The organism is Pseudomonas fragariae (ex Marin et al. 2024) (genome assembly GCF_059621105.1).
In genome coordinates this window covers 2,749,124-2,765,615 of record NZ_CM184369.1, presented here as the reverse complement: position 1 = coordinate 2,765,615, position 16,492 = coordinate 2,749,124, and the positions used below count along the sequence as shown (strand labels likewise).

At 60.8% G+C, this 16,492-nt stretch carries 17 protein-coding genes; 12 read left to right on the top strand and 5 right to left on the bottom strand.

Features of this window, described 5'->3' with window-relative positions; translation table 11 throughout:
• Positions 1-54: 54 nt before the first annotated feature.
• The 3 genes from AC54XV_RS12330 to AC54XV_RS12320 all read left to right on the top strand — a co-directional run bounded on the left by AC54XV_RS12330 (position 55) and on the right by AC54XV_RS12320 (position 2,059).
• Positions 55-282, top strand: coding sequence for a hypothetical protein (locus AC54XV_RS12330; protein WP_003317903.1), 228 nt, complete (start codon positions 55-57; stop codon positions 280-282).
• Between the two features lie 44 nt (positions 283-326).
• Positions 327-1,031 carry a YoaK family protein gene (locus tag AC54XV_RS12325; RefSeq protein ID WP_496718762.1) on the top strand — a complete coding sequence of 235 codons (705 nt, stop codon included), beginning with the start codon at positions 327-329 and terminating at the stop codon, positions 1,029-1,031.
• 65 nt (positions 1,032-1,096) lie between these two features.
• Positions 1,097-2,059 carry a class I SAM-dependent methyltransferase gene (locus tag AC54XV_RS12320; protein WP_024641450.1) on the top strand — a complete coding sequence of 321 codons (963 nt, stop codon included), beginning with the start codon at positions 1,097-1,099 and terminating at the stop codon, positions 2,057-2,059.
• 70 nt (positions 2,060-2,129) lie between these two features.
• Here the strand turns inward: AC54XV_RS12320 and AC54XV_RS12315 are convergent, their stop codons facing one another.
• Together AC54XV_RS12315 and AC54XV_RS12310 are read right to left on the bottom strand one after the other, a co-directional pair.
• Positions 2,130-3,749 carry a methyl-accepting chemotaxis protein gene (locus tag AC54XV_RS12315; protein WP_058399086.1) on the bottom strand — a complete coding sequence of 540 codons (1,620 nt, stop codon included), beginning with the start codon at positions 3,747-3,749 and terminating at the stop codon, positions 2,130-2,132.
• Positions 3,750-3,945: 196 nt separating this feature from the next.
• Positions 3,946-4,785: an IclR family transcriptional regulator gene (locus AC54XV_RS12310; protein ID WP_003407563.1), complete on the bottom strand. Its 840-nt coding sequence runs from the start codon at positions 4,783-4,785 to the stop codon at positions 3,946-3,948.
• A 241-nt stretch (positions 4,786-5,026) separates the two neighbouring features.
• Between AC54XV_RS12310 and AC54XV_RS12305 the strand changes: the two genes are divergently transcribed.
• The 9 genes from AC54XV_RS12305 to moaA all read left to right on the top strand — a co-directional run bounded on the left by AC54XV_RS12305 (position 5,027) and on the right by moaA (position 14,406).
• Positions 5,027-6,055 carry an ABC transporter ATP-binding protein gene (locus AC54XV_RS12305; protein WP_058399085.1) on the top strand — a complete coding sequence of 343 codons (1,029 nt, stop codon included), beginning with the start codon at positions 5,027-5,029 and terminating at the stop codon, positions 6,053-6,055.
• Complete coding sequence (locus AC54XV_RS12300) at positions 6,052-6,924, top strand: ABC transporter permease (RefSeq protein WP_011267600.1); 873 nt, start codon at positions 6,052-6,054, stop codon at positions 6,922-6,924. The genes AC54XV_RS12305 and AC54XV_RS12300 overlap by 4 nt, the downstream gene beginning before the upstream one ends.
• A gap of 3 nt (positions 6,925-6,927) precedes the next feature.
• Positions 6,928-7,722 carry an ABC transporter permease gene (locus AC54XV_RS12295; protein WP_024640999.1) on the top strand — a complete coding sequence of 265 codons (795 nt, stop codon included), beginning with the start codon at positions 6,928-6,930 and terminating at the stop codon, positions 7,720-7,722.
• A 16-nt stretch (positions 7,723-7,738) separates the two neighbouring features.
• On the top strand, positions 7,739-8,029 hold the full coding sequence (locus AC54XV_RS12290; protein WP_003407557.1) for a (2Fe-2S)-binding protein: 291 nt from the start codon (positions 7,739-7,741) through the stop codon (positions 8,027-8,029).
• The gene (locus AC54XV_RS12285; protein WP_058399084.1) at positions 8,026-9,417 is read left to right on the top strand and encodes an FAD/NAD(P)-dependent oxidoreductase; all 1,392 of its coding nucleotides are present in this window, start codon (positions 8,026-8,028) and stop codon (positions 9,415-9,417) included. The genes AC54XV_RS12290 and AC54XV_RS12285 overlap by 4 nt, the downstream gene beginning before the upstream one ends.
• Complete coding sequence (locus AC54XV_RS12280) at positions 9,414-10,598, top strand: NAD(P)/FAD-dependent oxidoreductase (protein WP_011267598.1); 1,185 nt, start codon at positions 9,414-9,416, stop codon at positions 10,596-10,598. Before AC54XV_RS12285 ends, AC54XV_RS12280 begins: the two co-directional genes overlap by 4 nt.
• Positions 10,595-11,647, top strand: a complete 1,053-nt coding sequence (locus tag AC54XV_RS12275; RefSeq protein WP_011267597.1) for an ABC transporter substrate-binding protein — start codon at positions 10,595-10,597, stop codon at positions 11,645-11,647. The genes AC54XV_RS12280 and AC54XV_RS12275 overlap by 4 nt, the downstream gene beginning before the upstream one ends.
• Positions 11,648-11,796: 149 nt before the next feature.
• Complete coding sequence (locus tag AC54XV_RS12270) at positions 11,797-13,143, top strand: cation:proton antiporter (protein WP_011267596.1); 1,347 nt, start codon at positions 11,797-11,799, stop codon at positions 13,141-13,143.
• Positions 13,144-13,407: 264 nt separating this feature from the next.
• Positions 13,408-14,406 carry a GTP 3',8-cyclase MoaA gene (gene moaA / locus AC54XV_RS12265; protein WP_058399083.1) on the top strand — a complete coding sequence of 333 codons (999 nt, stop codon included), beginning with the start codon at positions 13,408-13,410 and terminating at the stop codon, positions 14,404-14,406.
• A 39-nt stretch (positions 14,407-14,445) separates the two neighbouring features.
• Here the strand turns inward: moaA and AC54XV_RS12260 are convergent, their stop codons facing one another.
• The 3 genes from AC54XV_RS12260 to AC54XV_RS12250 all read right to left on the bottom strand — a co-directional run bounded on the left by AC54XV_RS12260 (position 14,446) and on the right by AC54XV_RS12250 (position 16,037).
• The gene (locus AC54XV_RS12260; RefSeq protein ID WP_003407549.1) at positions 14,446-14,979 is read right to left on the bottom strand and encodes a DUF3833 domain-containing protein; all 534 of its coding nucleotides are present in this window, start codon (positions 14,977-14,979) and stop codon (positions 14,446-14,448) included.
• A gap of 17 nt (positions 14,980-14,996) precedes the next feature.
• Positions 14,997-15,515: a chalcone isomerase family protein gene (locus tag AC54XV_RS12255; RefSeq protein WP_032698425.1), complete on the bottom strand. Its 519-nt coding sequence runs from the start codon at positions 15,513-15,515 to the stop codon at positions 14,997-14,999.
• A gap of 204 nt (positions 15,516-15,719) precedes the next feature.
• A complete protein-coding gene (locus AC54XV_RS12250; protein WP_003367294.1) occupies positions 15,720-16,037 on the bottom strand; it encodes a hypothetical protein in 318 nt (105 codons plus the stop codon).
• Positions 16,038-16,492: the final 455 nt, after the last annotated feature.

Sequence of the window (16,492 nt, the reverse complement as noted above, 5' to 3'; positions counted from 1 at the left end):
CAGAAAAAGCCATGCTCCGGGTATGGAATTCAAGGTCTTGGCACAGGAACACGTATGGCGCTCAATAAGTCGACTCAGGAGCTGAAGCGACACCTGAAAGGGACAGCAACCAACCTGGAAAACACGGCGGAAGAAATTCTCAAACTCGCCTCACAGATGAACGATGTGGATGTCACTGCAGTGCTGCAGATGGTCAACCGTCTTTACAGCGATGCCGACCAGCTCAAAGCCTATGCTGATGAGGTCAAGGCCAAGCGAATCGTGCGCGCCAAGCCGCTGTAAATCGCTGCGTTCAGACGCGCGTTCTTCGCTCCAGAGGGCCTTCGATGCTGCCACAGCCCGCCACTTCCAGCGTCAGCCCCAGGCACCTGAGCATGCAGAAATGGCGTGGCCGGGTCGGTATGGGGCTGGTTGCGAGCCTGTCGGTTCTGGCCGGCATGACCGATGCCATCGGCTTCATGGCCACCGGCGACTTCGTTTCGTTCATGAGTGGCAACACCACCCGGCTTGCCGTCGCGATCAGTGATGGCGACCTGAGCGTGGCGGTGCGTCTGACCCTTGCAATCCTTGTTTTCATTGCCGGCAACGCGCTGGGCGTGGTGGTTGCGCGCCTTGGCGGGCGGCGCGCCCTGCCCCTGCTGCTGGGCATCGCCACGCTGCTGTGTGCCGCTGCCGCATGGCCACTGGAAAGCAATATGCTCGCACTGATCTGGGCGATTCTGGCCATGGGCATGCTCAACGCCGCCGTCGAGCAGGTCAACGGGCTGCCGGTCGGCCTGACTTATGTAACCGGCGCGCTGTCGCGGTTCGGTCGTGGCCTGGGTCGCTGGATGCTCGGGGAACGCCGGGACGGCTGGCGCGTGCAACTGGTCCCCTGGGTCGGCATGTTCATCGGCGCCGTGATAGGTGCGCTACTCGAGCATCGCCTGGGACTCAACGCCCTGTTGATCAGCGGCAGTCTGTCGACGTTGCTGGGGCTGGTTTCGCTGAAAATCCCGCACCGCTGGCAACGTCAATACATGCCACGCTGAACCCTGCGATGCCCATCTGCTGAAATACGTTTACCATACGCCGCTTTTCCTGACTGACCTGCGCCATGACCCCTGAAGCACTCGCGATTCTGCAACAGCACCTGATCGACGCGTTGAACAACGTCCCGAATGAAACCCGCCGCCTGTTTCACGGCCGTGGTCGTGTGTGGCCGGGGCTGGAGCACATCACCGTTGACTGGATGCAGGGCGTGGTGCTGGTCTCGGTGTTCAAGGAACCTCTTGAATCCGAGCTGGCAGCATTGACGCAGCTGTTGCACGCCTTGATCGACTCACCCCAGTGGCAGCAGAGCCAGGCTCACACCCTGCTGCTGCAACATCGTTATCTGCCGCAGAGCACGACGCAATGGCTGACTGGCGAGGTCGTGGATGAATGGGTGATCACCGAAAACGGCCTGCGCTACAAAGTCGATTTCGGCAAAAAACAGAACAGCGGGCTGTTTCTGGACATGCGCTACGGCCGTGAATGGGTGCAGGCTCAGGCCAAGGGCAAGCGCATCCTCAATCTGTTCGCCTACACCTGCGGCTTCTCGGTCGCCGCCCTGGCCGGGGGTGCCGACCACGTCGTGAATCTGGACATGGCCCGTGCTGCGTTGAATCGCGGCCGCGAGAATCATCGCCTCAATGATCAGGACCTCAGCCGCGTGACCTTTCTGGGCCATGACCTGTTCAAATCCTGGGCCAAGGTCACCCGCTGCGGCCCTTATGACCTGATCATCATTGACCCGCCGTCCTTCCAGAAAGGCAGTTTCATGCTCGACAAGGACTACCAGCGTGTCCTGCGCCGCCTGCCGGAGTTGCTGGACGAGAACGGCTCGGTGCTGGCGTGCATGAACGATCCCGCGCTGGGACCGGACTTTCTGATTCAGCACACCGCAGTCGAAGCACCTTGCCTGCGCTTCGAGCAGCGCCTGGAAAATCCGCCGGAGTTCCCCGACGCTCGCGCCGAGGGCGGCTTGAAGGCGCTGGTGTTCAAGGCAGAAGGCCTGAGCCGCAGCGGGTGGGCATAGCGAGCAAGGACTGACAGCCTCTTCAACGCCGAAAAGGCTGTCAGGTTCTCAAACTACTCAAGCACCCAAATCAGGCACCCAAACGCGAGATCACATCACTGAGGCCATTAGAAAGGCCCCGCAGTTCCTGACTGGCGTTCTGAGTGCGTTTGACGTTGTCCTGATTGGTCACGGCGATGGCGGTGATTTCAGTGAGGTTGCGCGAGATGTCCTCTGCCACGGAAGTCTGCTCTTCGGCAGCCGTCGCAATCTGGCGATTCATGTCGCGAATATTCTCCACGGCCATGGTAATACGCTGCAGGGTTGCGCCAGCGTTCGCGACCTGCTCGACGCTCTCTTCACTCCGCGCCTGACCGCCCTGAATGGCCTGCACTGCATCACTGGCTCCGGTCTGCACCGAATTGATGATCTGATTGATTTCGGAGGTTGAAACGGCAGTACGCTGCGCCAGTGTACGAACCTCGTCAGCCACCACCGCGAAACCGCGTCCGGCGTCACCGGCACGTGCAGCTTCGATGGCGGCATTCAGCGCCAGCAGATTGGTCTGATCGGCAATGCTGCGAATCACCTCCAGCACTTTGCCGATACGGCCGCTGTCAGTTTCCAGCCGCCCGATGACATCGGCCGTAGAAGCGATCTCGTTGCGCATGCGGGTGATCGTCGCAATGGTCAATTGCATGACCCTCTCGCCATCCTGAGCGCTCTGGTCGGCCTCATCCGCAGCTCGCGCAGCATCGGCGGCATGTCGGGCAACGTCCTGAGCGGTGGCAGACATCTCGGTCATGGCGGTCGCGACCTGATCGGTACGCTCGAACTGCTCATGAGTGCCTTGCGCCATCAACTCGGCAATGGCATTCAGCTCGCCGCCCGCCGTGTCCAGATCGGTGCTGCTGCGCTTGAGGCGGTTGAAGGTGTCGGCCAGAAAATCCCGCAGGGTATTTGCGGCAACGGCCAGACGACCCAGTTCGTCCTGTCGCGTGACCTCGACACGCGCCCCGAATTTGCCTTCGCTCAACTGGGCGACGTATTCGATAAGCATGCGAATGGGCGCAATCAGGTTGCGATTGACCATCCACAGCGCCAACAAACCGACCAGCAGCGCAGACACCAGCATCACCACGGCACCGACCAGAATGGTACGTTGGGCTTCATGGCTGATGGCAACGGACTGAGCGTCGCTGCTCTTGTGCAATTGATCGACCAGACCAGCCATCTGCTCGCTGGTCGGACGGTCGACGCCTTTGACCGCCATGTCACCCGCGCCAGCGTCACCGCCCGCAGCAACAAACGCATCACGACCGGTCCGGTAGGCCGTACCCAGCGCCTGGTGTGCCTGCTGCAGCGTCTGCACCTGGCTTTTCAATGCAGCGTCGGTGCCGTGCATTTCAGCAAGCCGACCCAGTGTGCCTTGCACCTTGCGCTCCTGTTCTTCGAATTGCCCCCAGTACTTGTCACGCTCGGAAGGCGTTTTGCCACGCAACAGGACGTTTTTCCACTCCTGCACCTGAATCTTGAATTGCAGGTTGGCTTCGTCAACCAACTGCGACGCCCGCACCGGACCGTCGATAAGGCCGCGATAAGCCTGCACGTTGTCGGAGAGAAAGTTGAAGCAGGCCAACGCAATGACCAGCACAAGCGCAAGACTACCGCCGAGCAGACCTAAAATTTGCAGCCGCAGGGATTTGGACATCGGGACGATCTCTGGAGAAAAAGAATCCGCGGGATACGCGAAAGTTGCAGGCACGTCCCTGTAGACCGATCTTGTGGATCAGGTATGTGTGGCCCCTTGGAATCAACATCGGCCCACAAGACTTTTTCTTTAAAAACAGCGATGGTCGGCAATATACCCGATAAAAGATCAAAAACTGCCGGAAAAGGAATGCTGCCTAATCAACCTGCCCGAACACCTGGCTGGGCCGCCGCAGCGACGGGTCGAACGGGTTGATTCTGGCACTGATGGCCGTGGCTTCGCGCTTGAGCAGTTCGACCACGGTCATCAGGCGATCGGGCCCCAGACGGTCGGAGATGGTCGCCACACTGAGCGCAGCCACTGCACGACCGCTGCGGTCCAGGATCGGCACTGCCAGCCCGGCCATGCCCGGTAACGCGCCGGTGTTGCGCCCGGCATAGCCCAGGCGCCGCACGTTTTCCACCTCCGAACGCAGAAACACCTCGTCGTACAGGTGAAAATCCTTGAGCCGTGGCAGGTTGTAGGCAATGACCGTTTCCCGCTCGTCCTCGGGCAGAAAGGCGAGAATCGCCAGACTGCCCTGCCCGACGCCCAAGGCAACACGGCCGCCGATGTCGCCGGTGAACGTGCGGATCGGGTACGGGCCTTCGCTGCGGTCCAGGCAGATCGCGTCGAAACCGCTGCGTGCCAGCAGAAACAGCGAGTCACCCAGTGAGGCGGACAGGCGCAAAAGGCTTGGGCGCACCACGTCACGCAGGTTGCCGGTATTACCCGCCTTGGCGGCCAGGGCGAAGAACTCGATGCTCAACCGATAACGTTTGCTGAGCAGATCCTGCTCGACCATTCCCTCCTCCATCAGGCTACGCAGCAAGCGGTGTGTGGTGGGTTGCGACAGCCCGACACGCTGGGCGAGTTGCGTGACCCGCTCACCGCCTTCATCACAATCGCCCAGACAGCGCAGTACCGCGAACAGCCGGGAAACAGCTCCCACTCCGACCTCGGCCTTCACGTTATTCCGATCAGTGGAATTATCCATGACAATATCTCTTTATATTTCCACCAAAAGAATTAATTCAAAGAAAGATATTATTCAGTGAAATTCCTTGTTGAGCCCATCCTAGCCTTCGCCCTACTCTCAGTCCACAGGGGCGATTTGAACAATCATCGGTAGCCGACTCAGAGCGAGCGCCAACGTCCACAGAACTGCATGACTTCATTTCGCATCTGCCCATGACAAACGCGTGCTTCGGCGCGCATGCACAAAGGTGGAAGCAGGCATGGCATTTCTGCAGCTCGAAGGTCTCTCCAAACGCTACGGCTCCATTGACGCGGTGGTTGCCACCAACCTGGCCGTCGACAAGGGCGAATTCGTTTCACTGCTCGGCCCTTCCGGCTGCGGCAAAACCACCACCCTGCAAATGATCGCCGGTTTCGTTGAAGTCAGTGACGGGCGCATTGTGCTCGACGGGCGCGACATCACCCACGCCAAACCCAGCAGCCGAGGCCTCGGCGTAGTGTTTCAAAGCTATGCGCTGTTTCCGCACATGACCGTGGCCGACAACGTTGCATTTGGCCTGCGGATGCGCAAGGTGGCTGCCGCCGAGTTGCACCCGCGTGTCAAACGGGTGCTGGAGCTGGTGCGCCTCGGTCAGCATGCCGAGCGCTACCCGCGCGAGCTGTCCGGTGGTCAGCGCCAGCGGGTCGCATTGGCCCGCGCACTGGTAATCGAGCCGCCAGTGCTGCTGCTCGACGAGCCGCTGTCCAACCTGGACGCCAACCTGCGCGAAGAGATGCAGTTCGAGATCCGCCGCATTCAGAACGAAGTCGGCATTACCACGCTGATGGTCACCCACGATCAGGCCGAAGCCCTGTCGATCAGCGATCGGGTGGTGGTGATGCAGGCCGGTCGTATCACCCAGATCGACGAGCCATACAAGCTCTACGAACACCCGCGCACCCGCTTCATCTCGGGTTTTGTCGGCAAGGCCAACATGTTGCAGGGTGATCTGGACAGCAGCGGCATTCCGCAGATTCGTCAGGTGCCCGGCGATGGCAGCCTGACCCTCAGCCTGCGTCCCGAGAAGATCGATCTGGTGACACCTGGCTGCGGACGACTGTCCGGACGCATCGTCACGCGTTATTTTCTTGGCAGCCAGTGGCTGTATCGGATTGAGACCGGCATTGGCGAAGTGACGGTAGTACGTCGCAACGACGGCCAGGCGCCGCTGGAACAAGGCGCGGCGGTCGACATGGACTGGCCCGACGAGTTGCTGCGCGTGCTGGATGCCGACGAGGTGCGCGCATGAGCCTGCTGAGCGAAATGCGTCAGGGCGGCCGCGGCTATTGGCTGTCAGCTCCGGCGCTGGCGTTGTATATCGGCTTGCTGGTGCTGCCGCTGGGTCTGACCCTGGTGCTGTCGTTCAACGTGTTCGACTATCAGGTCGGGGTGAAAAGCGACAGCTACACGCTGGCCAACTATGTGGCCGTGGTCACCGACTCGTATTTCTATGAAATCTTCCTGCGCACCTTCTGGATCAGTGCGCTGGTCACCCTGCTGTGCGTGCTGATCGGCGTCCCCGAAGCCTACATTCTCAGCCGCATGGGCACGCCGTGGCGCTCGATCTTCCTGATCCTGATTCTCACGCCGCTGCTGATCTCGGTGGTGGTCCGGGCGTTCGGCTGGAGCCTGCTGCTGGGCGCGGACGGTCTGATCAATCAGGTCATCCAGTTCATGGGCGGTCGCCCGGTGAAACTGCTGTACACCCCGTTTGCCGTGGTCATTGCGCTGGTCCACGTCATGTTGCCGTTCATGATCATTCCGGTCTGGACCTCGCTGCAAAAGCTCGACCCTACTGCCGAACAGGCCGCGCTGTCGCTGGGCGCCAGCCAGGCGAAAGTCATGCGTCTGATCGTGCTGCCGCAAGTCATGCCCGGCGTGCTGTCCGGCTCGCTGATCGTGTTCGGTCTGGCCGCCAGTTCGTTCGCCATTCCCGGCCTGCTCGGCGGACGACGCCTGAAGATGGTCGCCACAGTGATCTACGACCAGTACCTCTCGGAGCTGAACTGGCCGATGGGCGCAACCCTTGCCGTGGCGCTGCTGCTGGTCAACCTGCTGGTCATGCTGTCCTGGAACCGCATGATCGAAGGCCGTTACAAAAAAACTCTGGGGGAATGATCCATGTCCAAGAACGGTCCGTTGGCCCTCTCGTTTCATGCGCTGGTGGTGATCTTCATGATGGCCCCGCTGGTGGTGGTGTGCCTGGTGGCGTTCACCCCGGAAAACACCCTGAGCCTGCCCACCACCCACTTCTCGCTGCGCTGGTTCAAGGCCGTCTTCGAGCGCGCCGACTTTATCGATTCGTTCTACAACAGCCTGCTCCTGGCGTTCGTATCGGCGACGCTGGCCACCCTGATCGCGGTGCCCGCCGCTCTGGCGATCACGCGCCATACATTCCCGGGCCGCAATTTTTTCAACGCCCTGTTTCTGTCGCCGATCATCATTCCGCATCTGGTACTGGGGGTGGCGATGCTGCGACTGTTTGCGCTGATGGGCGTGAACGGCAGCTTCACCTGGCTGATCTTCGCCCATGTGCTGGTCATCACGCCTTACGTACTGCGCCTGGTACTGGCGGCGGCAATTGGCATCGACCGCAGCGCCGAGCACGCCGCCGAGTCACTGGGGGCCGATCGTTTCACGCTGTTTCGGCAGATCACCCTGCCAATGATCCTGCCCGGCGTGGCAGGCGGCTGGTTACTGGCGTTCATCAACAGCTTCGATGAAGTCACGCTGTCGATCTTCGTCACCTCGCCCGCGACCCAGACCCTGCCGGTGCGCATGTATGTCTACGCCACCGAATCCATCGACCCGATGATGGCCGCCGTATCGGCACTGGTCATCGCCCTCACCGCCGCCACCATGATCCTGCTCGACAGGGTCTATGGGCTGGATCGCGTGCTGGTCGGCAAACACTAACCGGAGCTTTGACGTTATGGCATTGCTGAAACGACTGACCGAACATGACCGCCCGGTTCTGCCCTTTACCCTTGACGGCCAACCGGCCAGCGGTTTGTTGGGCGACACCTTGCTGACCGCGGTACTGACCGCCAGCGAACACTTGCGCGGCAGTGATTTCAGTGCCGAACCTCGCGCCGGCTTCTGCATGATGGGCGCCTGTCAGGACTGCTGGGTAAGGCTGGGTGACGGTCAGCGCGTGCGTGCCTGTTCAACACTGCTGGAGGCCGGTCAGGCGGTGATTCGTGAACCGGGGCGTTGCGTATGAGCGGTCAGGCCATTGCCATTATCGGCGCAGGACCGGCAGGGATTCGTGCCGCCCAGACGCTACTGGCCCACGGCATCAAGGCCTGCCTGATCGATGAAGGGCTGCGCGGCGGCGGCCAGGTCTACCGTCGCCAGCCGGCCAACTTTCAGCGCTCGGCCAAGGCGCTCTACGGCTTTGAAAGCGCCAAGGCAGTCGCGGTGCACAACGCACTCGACACGCTGGCCGCGCAGATCGACTACCGGCCGCAGACGCTGGTCTGGAACGCCGAAGACCATCAACTCGATACCCTGCAAAACGGTACCGCCGCCACCCTCGACTTCAGCCACCTGATTGTCGCCACCGGTGCCACGGATCGCATTCTGCCGGTGCCCGGCTGGACCCTGCCCGGCGTGTACAGCCTCGGCGCAGCGCAGATCGCGCTCAAATACCAGGGCTGCGCGATCGGTCAGCGCGTGGTGTTTTGTGGCACTGGCCCGTTGCTGTACCTGGTCGCCTATCAGTACGCCAAGGCGGGCGCGAAGGTGCTGGCGGTGCTCGACAGCGCGCCGTTTTCGGCGCAATGCAAGGCGTTGCCGGCGCTGCTGGGCCAACCGGCAACGCTGGCCAAAGGCATGTATTACCGCGCGTGGCTGAGCGCGCACGGCATTCCGGTGCATCAAGGTGCGCAGCTGACACGCATCAATGGGGAAAAACGCGTAGACGGCATTCAATGGCAACGTAACGGCAAAACGGGCCACCTGGCCTGTGACGCTGTCGCCTTTGCCCATGCACTGCGCAGCGAGACGCAACTGGCCGACCTGCTGGGCTGTGAATTCGCCTGGAGCGCGCTGAACCGGGCGTGGCTGCCGACCCGCGATGACTGTGGACGCAGCAGCGTGTCAGGTATCTATCTGGCGGGCGACGGCGCGGGAATCATGGGCGCAGACGCTGCGGAAATGGCCGGCGAACTGGCCGCGCTCGGGCTGCTGCAAGACATCGGTGTGGTCGCAGACACCGCACGTATCGACACGCTTAAAACTGCCTTGCGACGCATCGAACGCTTCCGCCACGGGCTGGAAACCGCGTTTCCGTTCCCTGAGGACTGGGTCGCCAAGGTAGCGGATGACACGCTGGTGTGCCGCTGCGAAGAAGTCTCTGCCGGCGAGATTCGCAGTGCCGTGCAGGACGGTCATTGGGAGATCAATCGGGTCAAGGCCATGTGCCGGGTCGGTATGGGTCGCTGTCAGGGCCGGATGTGTGGTCTGGCAGCGGCAGAGATCATCGCCCGCGAGAGCGGCCGGCCCGTCGAGCACGTCGGCCGACTGCGCGGCCAGGCACCGATCAAGCCGCTGCCGTTTGGTCTGGGGATGCAGCCCATGGAGAAGCAATCAGTGGAGACGCAACCATGAGCACGCTGATTGAAACCGATGCGATTGTCATCGGCGGCGGCATTGTCGGCGCCTCGGCAGCCTTGACGCTGGCCCTGAAGGGCAAGCGGGTCGCCTTGCTGGAACGCGATTTTTGCGGATCGCACTCCAGCGGTGTCAATTACGGCGGCGTGCGGCGTCAGGGTCGTCCATTGTCGCAGTTGCCCTTGTCGCAGCGGGCGCACCAGATCTGGGGCAACCTGCGCGAGCTGATCGGCATCGACGGCGAGTATCAGCGCTCGGGCCACCTCAAACTGGCGCGCAGCGAACAGGACATGAATGCCTTGCGCGCCTACGCCGAAGCCAGCCAGGGATTCGGCCTGGATTTGCAGTTGCTTGATCGCGATCAACTGCGCGCGCGTTATCCCTGGGCAGGCGATGTCGCTGTCGGTGCATCGCTGTGCGCCGACGACGGGCACGCCAATCCACGCCTGGTCTCGCCGGCCTTCGCCCGCGCTGCGCGTCAGGCAGGCGCGCTGGTGTTCGAGCAGGCGCCGGTCAGCGACGTCAGCCACGACGGCAACGTTTTCGTCGTCACCACCGCCACCGGCCTGACACTGCGTGCCACCTGGCTGCTCAACTGCGCCGGGGCGTGGGCCGCAGCGCTGGCCGCACAATTCAACGAACCGGTGCCGATGTATTCAGGGTACCCGGCAATGCTGGTGACCGAACCGCTGCCGATGTTCATGGATGTCAGCACCGGTGTCGAAGGCGGCGGCATTTATGCCCGGCAAGTGGCACGCGGCAATTGCGTGCTGGGCGGCGGACAAGGCTTTGCCCTCGACCCGGCGCGCGCCAGACCGGGACAGGCGGCGGTGCTGGATATCCTGCGCAACGCCGTCGAACTCTACCCGCCACTCGCCGGCGCCCAGGCGATCCGCACCTGGAGTGGCACCGAAGGCTATCTGCCGGATCGCGAGCCGGTGCTGGGCCCGAGCCTGAACCGGCCTGGCCTGCTGCATGGCTTCGGTTTTGCCGGGGCGGGCTTTCAGATCGGCCCGGCAGCGGGTGAAGCGCTGGCCGAATGGGTCTGCGACGGCGCCTCACGGATCTCGCTCGATGCCTTTTCCATCGGCCGCTTTCAGCAAATCGTCCTGCAACCCCCTGCTATCGAACCTGTTACCAACGTCATCCCATTGCACAGAGGAAGGTCGTCACTATGAAAAGCACCAAACGTCTGGCCCTCGCCGGGCTGTCCTGCCTGCCGCTGGCCGCCGCACTCCTGTCAACGCCAGCGCTGGCCGAAACCACGCTGTATCTGGGCATGAACGGCGGGACCATGGAGCGCCTGTATGCCGATCAGGTGCTGCCGGCTTTCGAGAAGGCCAACAACGTCAAGGTGGTGATCGTGCCTGGCACGTCGGCCGATATCCTCGCCAAGGTTCAGGCGAGCAAGGACAACCCGCAGATGCACGTCATCTTTCTCGACGACGGCATCATGTACCGGGCCATCTCCATGGGCCTGTGCGACACGCTGCAACCCAGCACCAGCCTGGCCGACCTGCCTGCCAAGGCCAAAATCAAGGAACAGGCAGCAGCCGTCAGCCTGGGTGTGACCGGCCTGGCCTACAACACGCGGATGTTCAAGGAACAGGGCTGGAGCGCGCCCACCTCGTGGATGGACCTTGCCGACAAACGTTTCAAGGACAAGGTGGTGTTCCAGTCACTGGCCTCCTCGACCTTCGGCCTGCATGGCTTTCTAATGTTCAACCGTATCCAGGGCGGCAGCGAGAAAGACGTCGAACCCGGCTTCAAGGCCTGGCCGAAAACCATCGGCCCGAACGTGCTGGAATACATCGCCAGCTCGGCGAAGATCTCGGAAATGGTCCAGACCGACGAAGCTGCCCTGTTCCCGCTGACGCCGACCCAGGTCACCGCGCTGAAGATCAAGGGCGTACCGGTGGAATACGCATCGCCCAAGGAAGGCGGCGTGGTGTTGAACGTGGCTGAATGCGCGATAGCCAACAACAACCAGCCGGAGCTGGCGCAGAAGCTGGCCGCTTATCTGCTGACGCCGGAAGCACAGGCGCCTGCGCTGGAGTTCGGTGACCAGATCCCGTCGAACCCGAAAACCCCGACCACTGACAAGACACGCAGTCAGGTCGAGGCCATGGAGAAGTATCTGGAAACGGCGGTGACCATCGACTGGGATCAGGTCAATCAGATCCGTCCCGAGTGGAACGCACGCTGGAGCCGCAGTATCGAGCGCTAGGCCTCGGCGGCGGCACCGAAAGGCATCGCCGTGCGTAAAAGACGCACGCTGATTGCCATCCGGCAAATTATTTCAACTTATTACCGTGCACGGGAGTCCCACCGTTACGCCCCCTTCTTCGGGCGCATTTTGACGGTGGTTCTTTCTCTATGAGTTTTATTGTCTGCATGGGCGTGCTTGGCGTGCTGTTGATGCTATTGGCGCTCACTTCCTCTTACCTGCGCTGGATGCCAGTGACCACATCTGCCGTGTGCCTGGGATTCGGCTTCGGCATCGGCCCGATGGGCCTGGATATCGTCGATCTGGATTTCGAGAAATCCTACGAGTGGCTGGAACGCCTGACCGAAGTGGCGGTGCTGTTTTCGCTGTTCGGTACAGGTATCAAGTTGCGCCTGCCCTTGCGCGGCAAAGCCTGGCACTCAGCCTATTGGCTGGCCGGGCCGGTGATGCTGGCGACCATCGCTGGCGTAACCGTCGCGGGGCATTACATCATCGGCCTGGACTGGGGTGTGTCGTTGTTGCTCGGCGCAATGCTGTCGCCGACCGACCCGGTGCTGGCCGGTATGGTCCAGGTCAACAACGCCCAGGATCAGGACCGCCTGCGCTTCGGCCTGTCCGGCGAAGCGGGCCTCAACGACGGAACCGCGTTTCCATTCGTGATCTTTGCCTTGCTGTACCTGAGTTCCGGGGGCGCGATGAGCGACTGGGTCCAGGGATGGCTGATCAAGGACCTGATCTGGGCGGTGCCGGCCGGTTTGTTGATTGGCTACGGCATGGGCCGCGGGGTCGGTCATCTGATGATCTTTCTGCGCATCAAGAACGCCGACAGCACCACCTCGCCCAATGATTTTCTGGCGCTGGCATTGATCGCCCTGGCTTACGTAGTCGCGCAAAGCGTCGGGGCCTTTGGCTTTCTTTCGGTATTTGCCGCCGGGTTCGGGCTGCGTCAGGCCGAGGTACGTGTCACGCGTTCAGAGCTGCCGTCCGAGCACGTCGCGCAGCCAGTCCTCGGGCATATGACGTCATCCCTCGAACAGGGCACGGTCGCGCAGGTCGACGACATGAGCGATTCGCAACTGGCTGCCGGCGTGATGATGGGCGATATGCTGGCGTTCGGCAGCCTGGTGGAGCGCGCCATGGAAGTCCTGCTGATCACCCTGCTGGGCGCGGCGCTGGCGATGTACTGGGACTGGCGCGCCATCGGCTTGGGCATTGCGCTGTTTTGCGTGATTCGTCCTGCCAGCGTCTGGTTGCTGGTGAGTCGTCGCCTGCTCAACGTCAGGCAAAAAGCACTGGTTGGCTGGTTCGGCATTCGTGGCATCGGCAGTCTTTATTACCTGTGCTTCGCCTTGTCACATGGTCTGGCACACGACGTCGGCCATGTGGTGATCGGCATGACCCTGTCGGTTGTCGCGCTGAGCATCCTGGTACACGGCATCAGTATCCAGCCTTTGCTGGAGCGTTACGAGCGCAGTGCTGCCGCCAGTCCTGACTGATCGGCCATCAAGGCCAAGCGCCATAGAGCGTGTCGATGAGGGTATTGGAACAAGCAATTGGACTGCGGCATTTCGACTCGGTTAGCGTGGCGTCATCCAGCCGATGCAAACAGCGATGCGCGCAGCTACTCTGTAATCCGTACAGGGCACATTGCCAGCCTGCGATCAGGCCTGAAATCGGCACACTGCAATTTGGCTGAACCCTTGTAAAGCACTGGCCTCCAAATCCGGTAATACATCCCACTTGATTATTTAGAAGGTGAAATGTCAGAACCCGTCCTGATGGACCGCTTTGCACGTAAAGTCGATTATCTGCGCATGTCGGTCACCGACCGCTGTGATTTTCGCTGCGTGTACTGCATGGCCGAAGAGATGACGTTTCTGCCTCGGCAACAGATTCTGTCGCTGGAGGAGATCCTCCAGGTGGCCGAGCGCTTCGTGGCACTGGGCACGCGCAAGATTCGTCTGACCGGTGGTGAGCCGCTGGTACGTGCAGGCGTGGTGGGGCTTTGTGAAAAGATCGCCGCCCTGCCCGGCCTGCGCGAACTGTGCATGACCACCAACGGTTCGCAGCTGGACAAACTGGCTGCCCCGCTGTTCGAGGCCGGCGTCACGCGCCTGAACATCAGCCTGGACAGCCTTGACCCGCAGCGTTTCCGCGAGCTGACCCGCACAGGCGATCTGCACAAGGTAATTGCCGGTATCGATGCCGCCAACGCCGCCGGTTTTGTGCACACCAAGCTCAACTGCGTAGTGATGCACGGCCGCAACGATGATGAGATCAACGACCTGCTGGCGTTCGCCATCGATCGCAACCTGGACGTCTCGTTCATCGAAGAAATGCCGCTGGGCATCATCAGCGAACACAGCCGCGCCGAGTCCTTCTACTCCAGCGATCAGGTGCGCGAACGCATTGCCGAACGTTACACGCTGGTGCCTTCCACTGACTCGACTCAGGGGCCATCGCGCTACTGGCGTCTGGCCGAGGCACCGGAAATTCGCATTGGCTTCATTTCCCCGCACAGCCATAACTTCTGCGGCACCTGCAACCGCGTGCGCATGACCGTTGAAGGTCGCTTGCTGCTGTGCCTGGGCAACGAGCATTCCGTGGATTTGAAAGCGGTACTGCGCGCCAATCCCGGCCAGCCGGAAAAACTCGAAAAAGCCATCATCGACGCCATGCAGCTCAAGCCGTGGAGCCACAACTTCACCCACGACGATGGCGTGCAGGTGGTGCGCTTCATGAATATGACGGGCGGCTGACCGCCGCCCTGAAGGATGACGCCTCATACGAGGCGTTATTTATTTGCCGGCCTTGCGAAAGAACAAAGTGATCTGCCCGACCTCGACACCCAGCTTGGTCATCGACGAACGATTGGCCATGGTCTTCTCGTCGATCAGGTACATCCAGTCATCCAGGCTCACGTCATACTCGGTGCCATCCACCGGCAACCTGAGCACATAGTTCCAGTGGAAGCTGTTGCCCGACACTTCGCCATAGGCCTCGCCGACCACATCACCAGCCGTGCCCTTCCAGCGCCCCGGACCATCGGGACGCAAGCGCCACTCCCGGACCTGTTTGGTACCATCGCTGTAGCTGAACGCTTCGTGCATGACCAGCACTTCGCCTTCACTGTGCCCGTCGATCACCACGGTAAAACGCTTGGTGACTTCACCGGAGCGTTTTTGAAACATTCCCCAGGCTTCGACACGTCCGGTGAAGTACTGGCGCAGATCGAGCTTCGGCGCTTCCTGACTGTAACGGGTTACCGGCACACCACCGCAGCCGCTCAGTACAAGCCCCACACACAGCATCAACATCCACTTTCTCAGCATGCGCCCTCCTTGATGGGTCATGAGCCGGTACTGCCGAGCAACTGCTCGCGAAGTTCAGGGTTACGGGTTTTCGGGTCAAGCCAGATGGAAAAGAAAGCCTTGGCGAACTGGCTGTCGGGCACCACATGCTGGAGCTTGTCGCCAACATAAAAACGCGCTTCGCGGCCAGGCAGGTAGACGCCGGTAATCTTCATGCCGGGCTGGACGTCGACAAATGACTGGTTCATCTGCTGACGCCATTCAGTCAGTTGCTGTTCGGTCACCTTCGAGCCGGAAATACGTTTGATCTCATCGATACTGGCATCGACCAGATCTTCCCGGTCAATGTCGCGATGGTAAGTCAGTTCAAGTGCCAGTGGCGCGTCTGCCACGAAAGGTTTGACCGGGCTGAGCAACCTGGCGGTATAGACACGAAAGCCGAACAGACTAAGGTCTCCGCCGCCGACGACCTGAGCATTGGGCAATGCCTCGCGCCAGTCCGCCGAAGCCCCGGCGCTGAGCAACATCACCAACCATAACCATCGTGGCGCACGCATCGGTAACCTCTGTATAGGCACTGCCACGACTTCAATGGCAGGCTGGGAATGAGACGAGTCAGATGCACTGACTCACTCCCGGAATCTATACCAGCAAAATCACTTTGTACAACCGATAAGGTCTTCGCCCTCTCGATGCCGAAAACCAAAAAGCCTGTTCCCGATCGCGGTCGGAAACAGGCTTCAAGACATGCGATGACCTGCTCAGGCAACCTGCGAATGCGCCTGCCGACGAGTCTTCTGCCACTCACCTTTCAACGCCTGCAGCGTATTCTCCATGTAGGCACGATCGGCAGCGGCTTTCTTGCCGACATAACCCTGGCCACGACGGAACATCTTCAGGGATGCGCGCAGTTGCGGGTGCGCATCACGAAACTCGTGCTCTTGCGTGAACGGCGACATGGCGTCGACGCGCACTTCACCCGACTCGGCAACCCAGGCGATATGGTTATCCAGCGTGTCTTTGCACGCAGCAAACAGACGAGCCAGTTCATCAATAGTCGGTTGTGTGTTGATATTCATGTTGATGCCCCTTCGCTCATAGACTGTTCAATAATTGATACATCAAGTTCATGCGCCAGAACTTCAGCAACGCAACACGATTGAGTGTGCGTTGAATACCGTTCCAGCCCTCAAGGACATGCAGGTAGCCTTGATGAAGAGCCGCTACACAGCGGCATCAGCGTAGAGAGAAGAAGTCACGAAACCCAAAGACCCGGCCCAGGATCGGCAATCGATCCGTTACAAGCATCATGAGGACATTTCGCCAGCTTCTCGCCCTTATCGACGACAAATGCCAGTTCAGCTCCATCAATCTGCCTTGTGGGCAGCCTACATCCGGGAACATCTCGACGGCTTGCCGAGCCTGTTCATCACACCTTTTGCAGCGCTCCCGATCAGGGAGACAGCTGCATAATGCAAGGGCAAATGGAGTGCGTCAACGATTATGTAGTGATTATTTTTAGTCACTACATAAT

Excerpts from the sequence above, each read along its gene's own strand:
- AC54XV_RS12285 (WP_058399084.1), top strand. The coding sequence starts at position 8,026 with ATGAGCGGTCAGGCCATTGCCATTATCGGCGCAGGACCGGCAGGGATT.
- AC54XV_RS12330 (WP_003317903.1), top strand. The coding sequence starts at position 55 with ATGGCGCTCAATAAGTCGACTCAGGAGCTGAAGCGACACCTGAAAGGG.
- AC54XV_RS12320 (WP_024641450.1), top strand. The coding sequence starts at position 1,097 with ATGACCCCTGAAGCACTCGCGATTCTGCAACAGCACCTGATCGACGCG.
- AC54XV_RS12255 (WP_032698425.1), bottom strand. The coding sequence starts at position 15,515 with ATGCGTGCGCCACGATGGTTATGGTTGGTGATGTTGCTCAGCGCCGGG.
- AC54XV_RS12310 (WP_003407563.1), bottom strand. The coding sequence starts at position 4,785 with ATGGATAATTCCACTGATCGGAATAACGTGAAGGCCGAGGTCGGAGTG.
- AC54XV_RS12290 (WP_003407557.1), top strand. The coding sequence starts at position 7,739 with ATGGCATTGCTGAAACGACTGACCGAACATGACCGCCCGGTTCTGCCC.
- AC54XV_RS12280 (WP_011267598.1), top strand. The coding sequence starts at position 9,414 with ATGAGCACGCTGATTGAAACCGATGCGATTGTCATCGGCGGCGGCATT.
- moaA (WP_058399083.1), top strand. The coding sequence starts at position 13,408 with ATGTCAGAACCCGTCCTGATGGACCGCTTTGCACGTAAAGTCGATTAT.
- AC54XV_RS12305 (WP_058399085.1), top strand. The coding sequence starts at position 5,027 with ATGGCATTTCTGCAGCTCGAAGGTCTCTCCAAACGCTACGGCTCCATT.
- AC54XV_RS12295 (WP_024640999.1), top strand. The coding sequence starts at position 6,928 with ATGTCCAAGAACGGTCCGTTGGCCCTCTCGTTTCATGCGCTGGTGGTG.
- AC54XV_RS12325 (WP_496718762.1), top strand. The coding sequence starts at position 327 with ATGCTGCCACAGCCCGCCACTTCCAGCGTCAGCCCCAGGCACCTGAGC.
- AC54XV_RS12275 (WP_011267597.1), top strand. The coding sequence starts at position 10,595 with ATGAAAAGCACCAAACGTCTGGCCCTCGCCGGGCTGTCCTGCCTGCCG.
- AC54XV_RS12250 (WP_003367294.1), bottom strand. The coding sequence starts at position 16,037 with ATGAATATCAACACACAACCGACTATTGATGAACTGGCTCGTCTGTTT.
- AC54XV_RS12260 (WP_003407549.1), bottom strand. The coding sequence starts at position 14,979 with ATGCTGAGAAAGTGGATGTTGATGCTGTGTGTGGGGCTTGTACTGAGC.
- AC54XV_RS12300 (WP_011267600.1), top strand. The coding sequence starts at position 6,052 with ATGAGCCTGCTGAGCGAAATGCGTCAGGGCGGCCGCGGCTATTGGCTG.
- AC54XV_RS12315 (WP_058399086.1), bottom strand. The coding sequence starts at position 3,749 with ATGTCCAAATCCCTGCGGCTGCAAATTTTAGGTCTGCTCGGCGGTAGT.
- AC54XV_RS12270 (WP_011267596.1), top strand. The coding sequence starts at position 11,797 with ATGAGTTTTATTGTCTGCATGGGCGTGCTTGGCGTGCTGTTGATGCTA.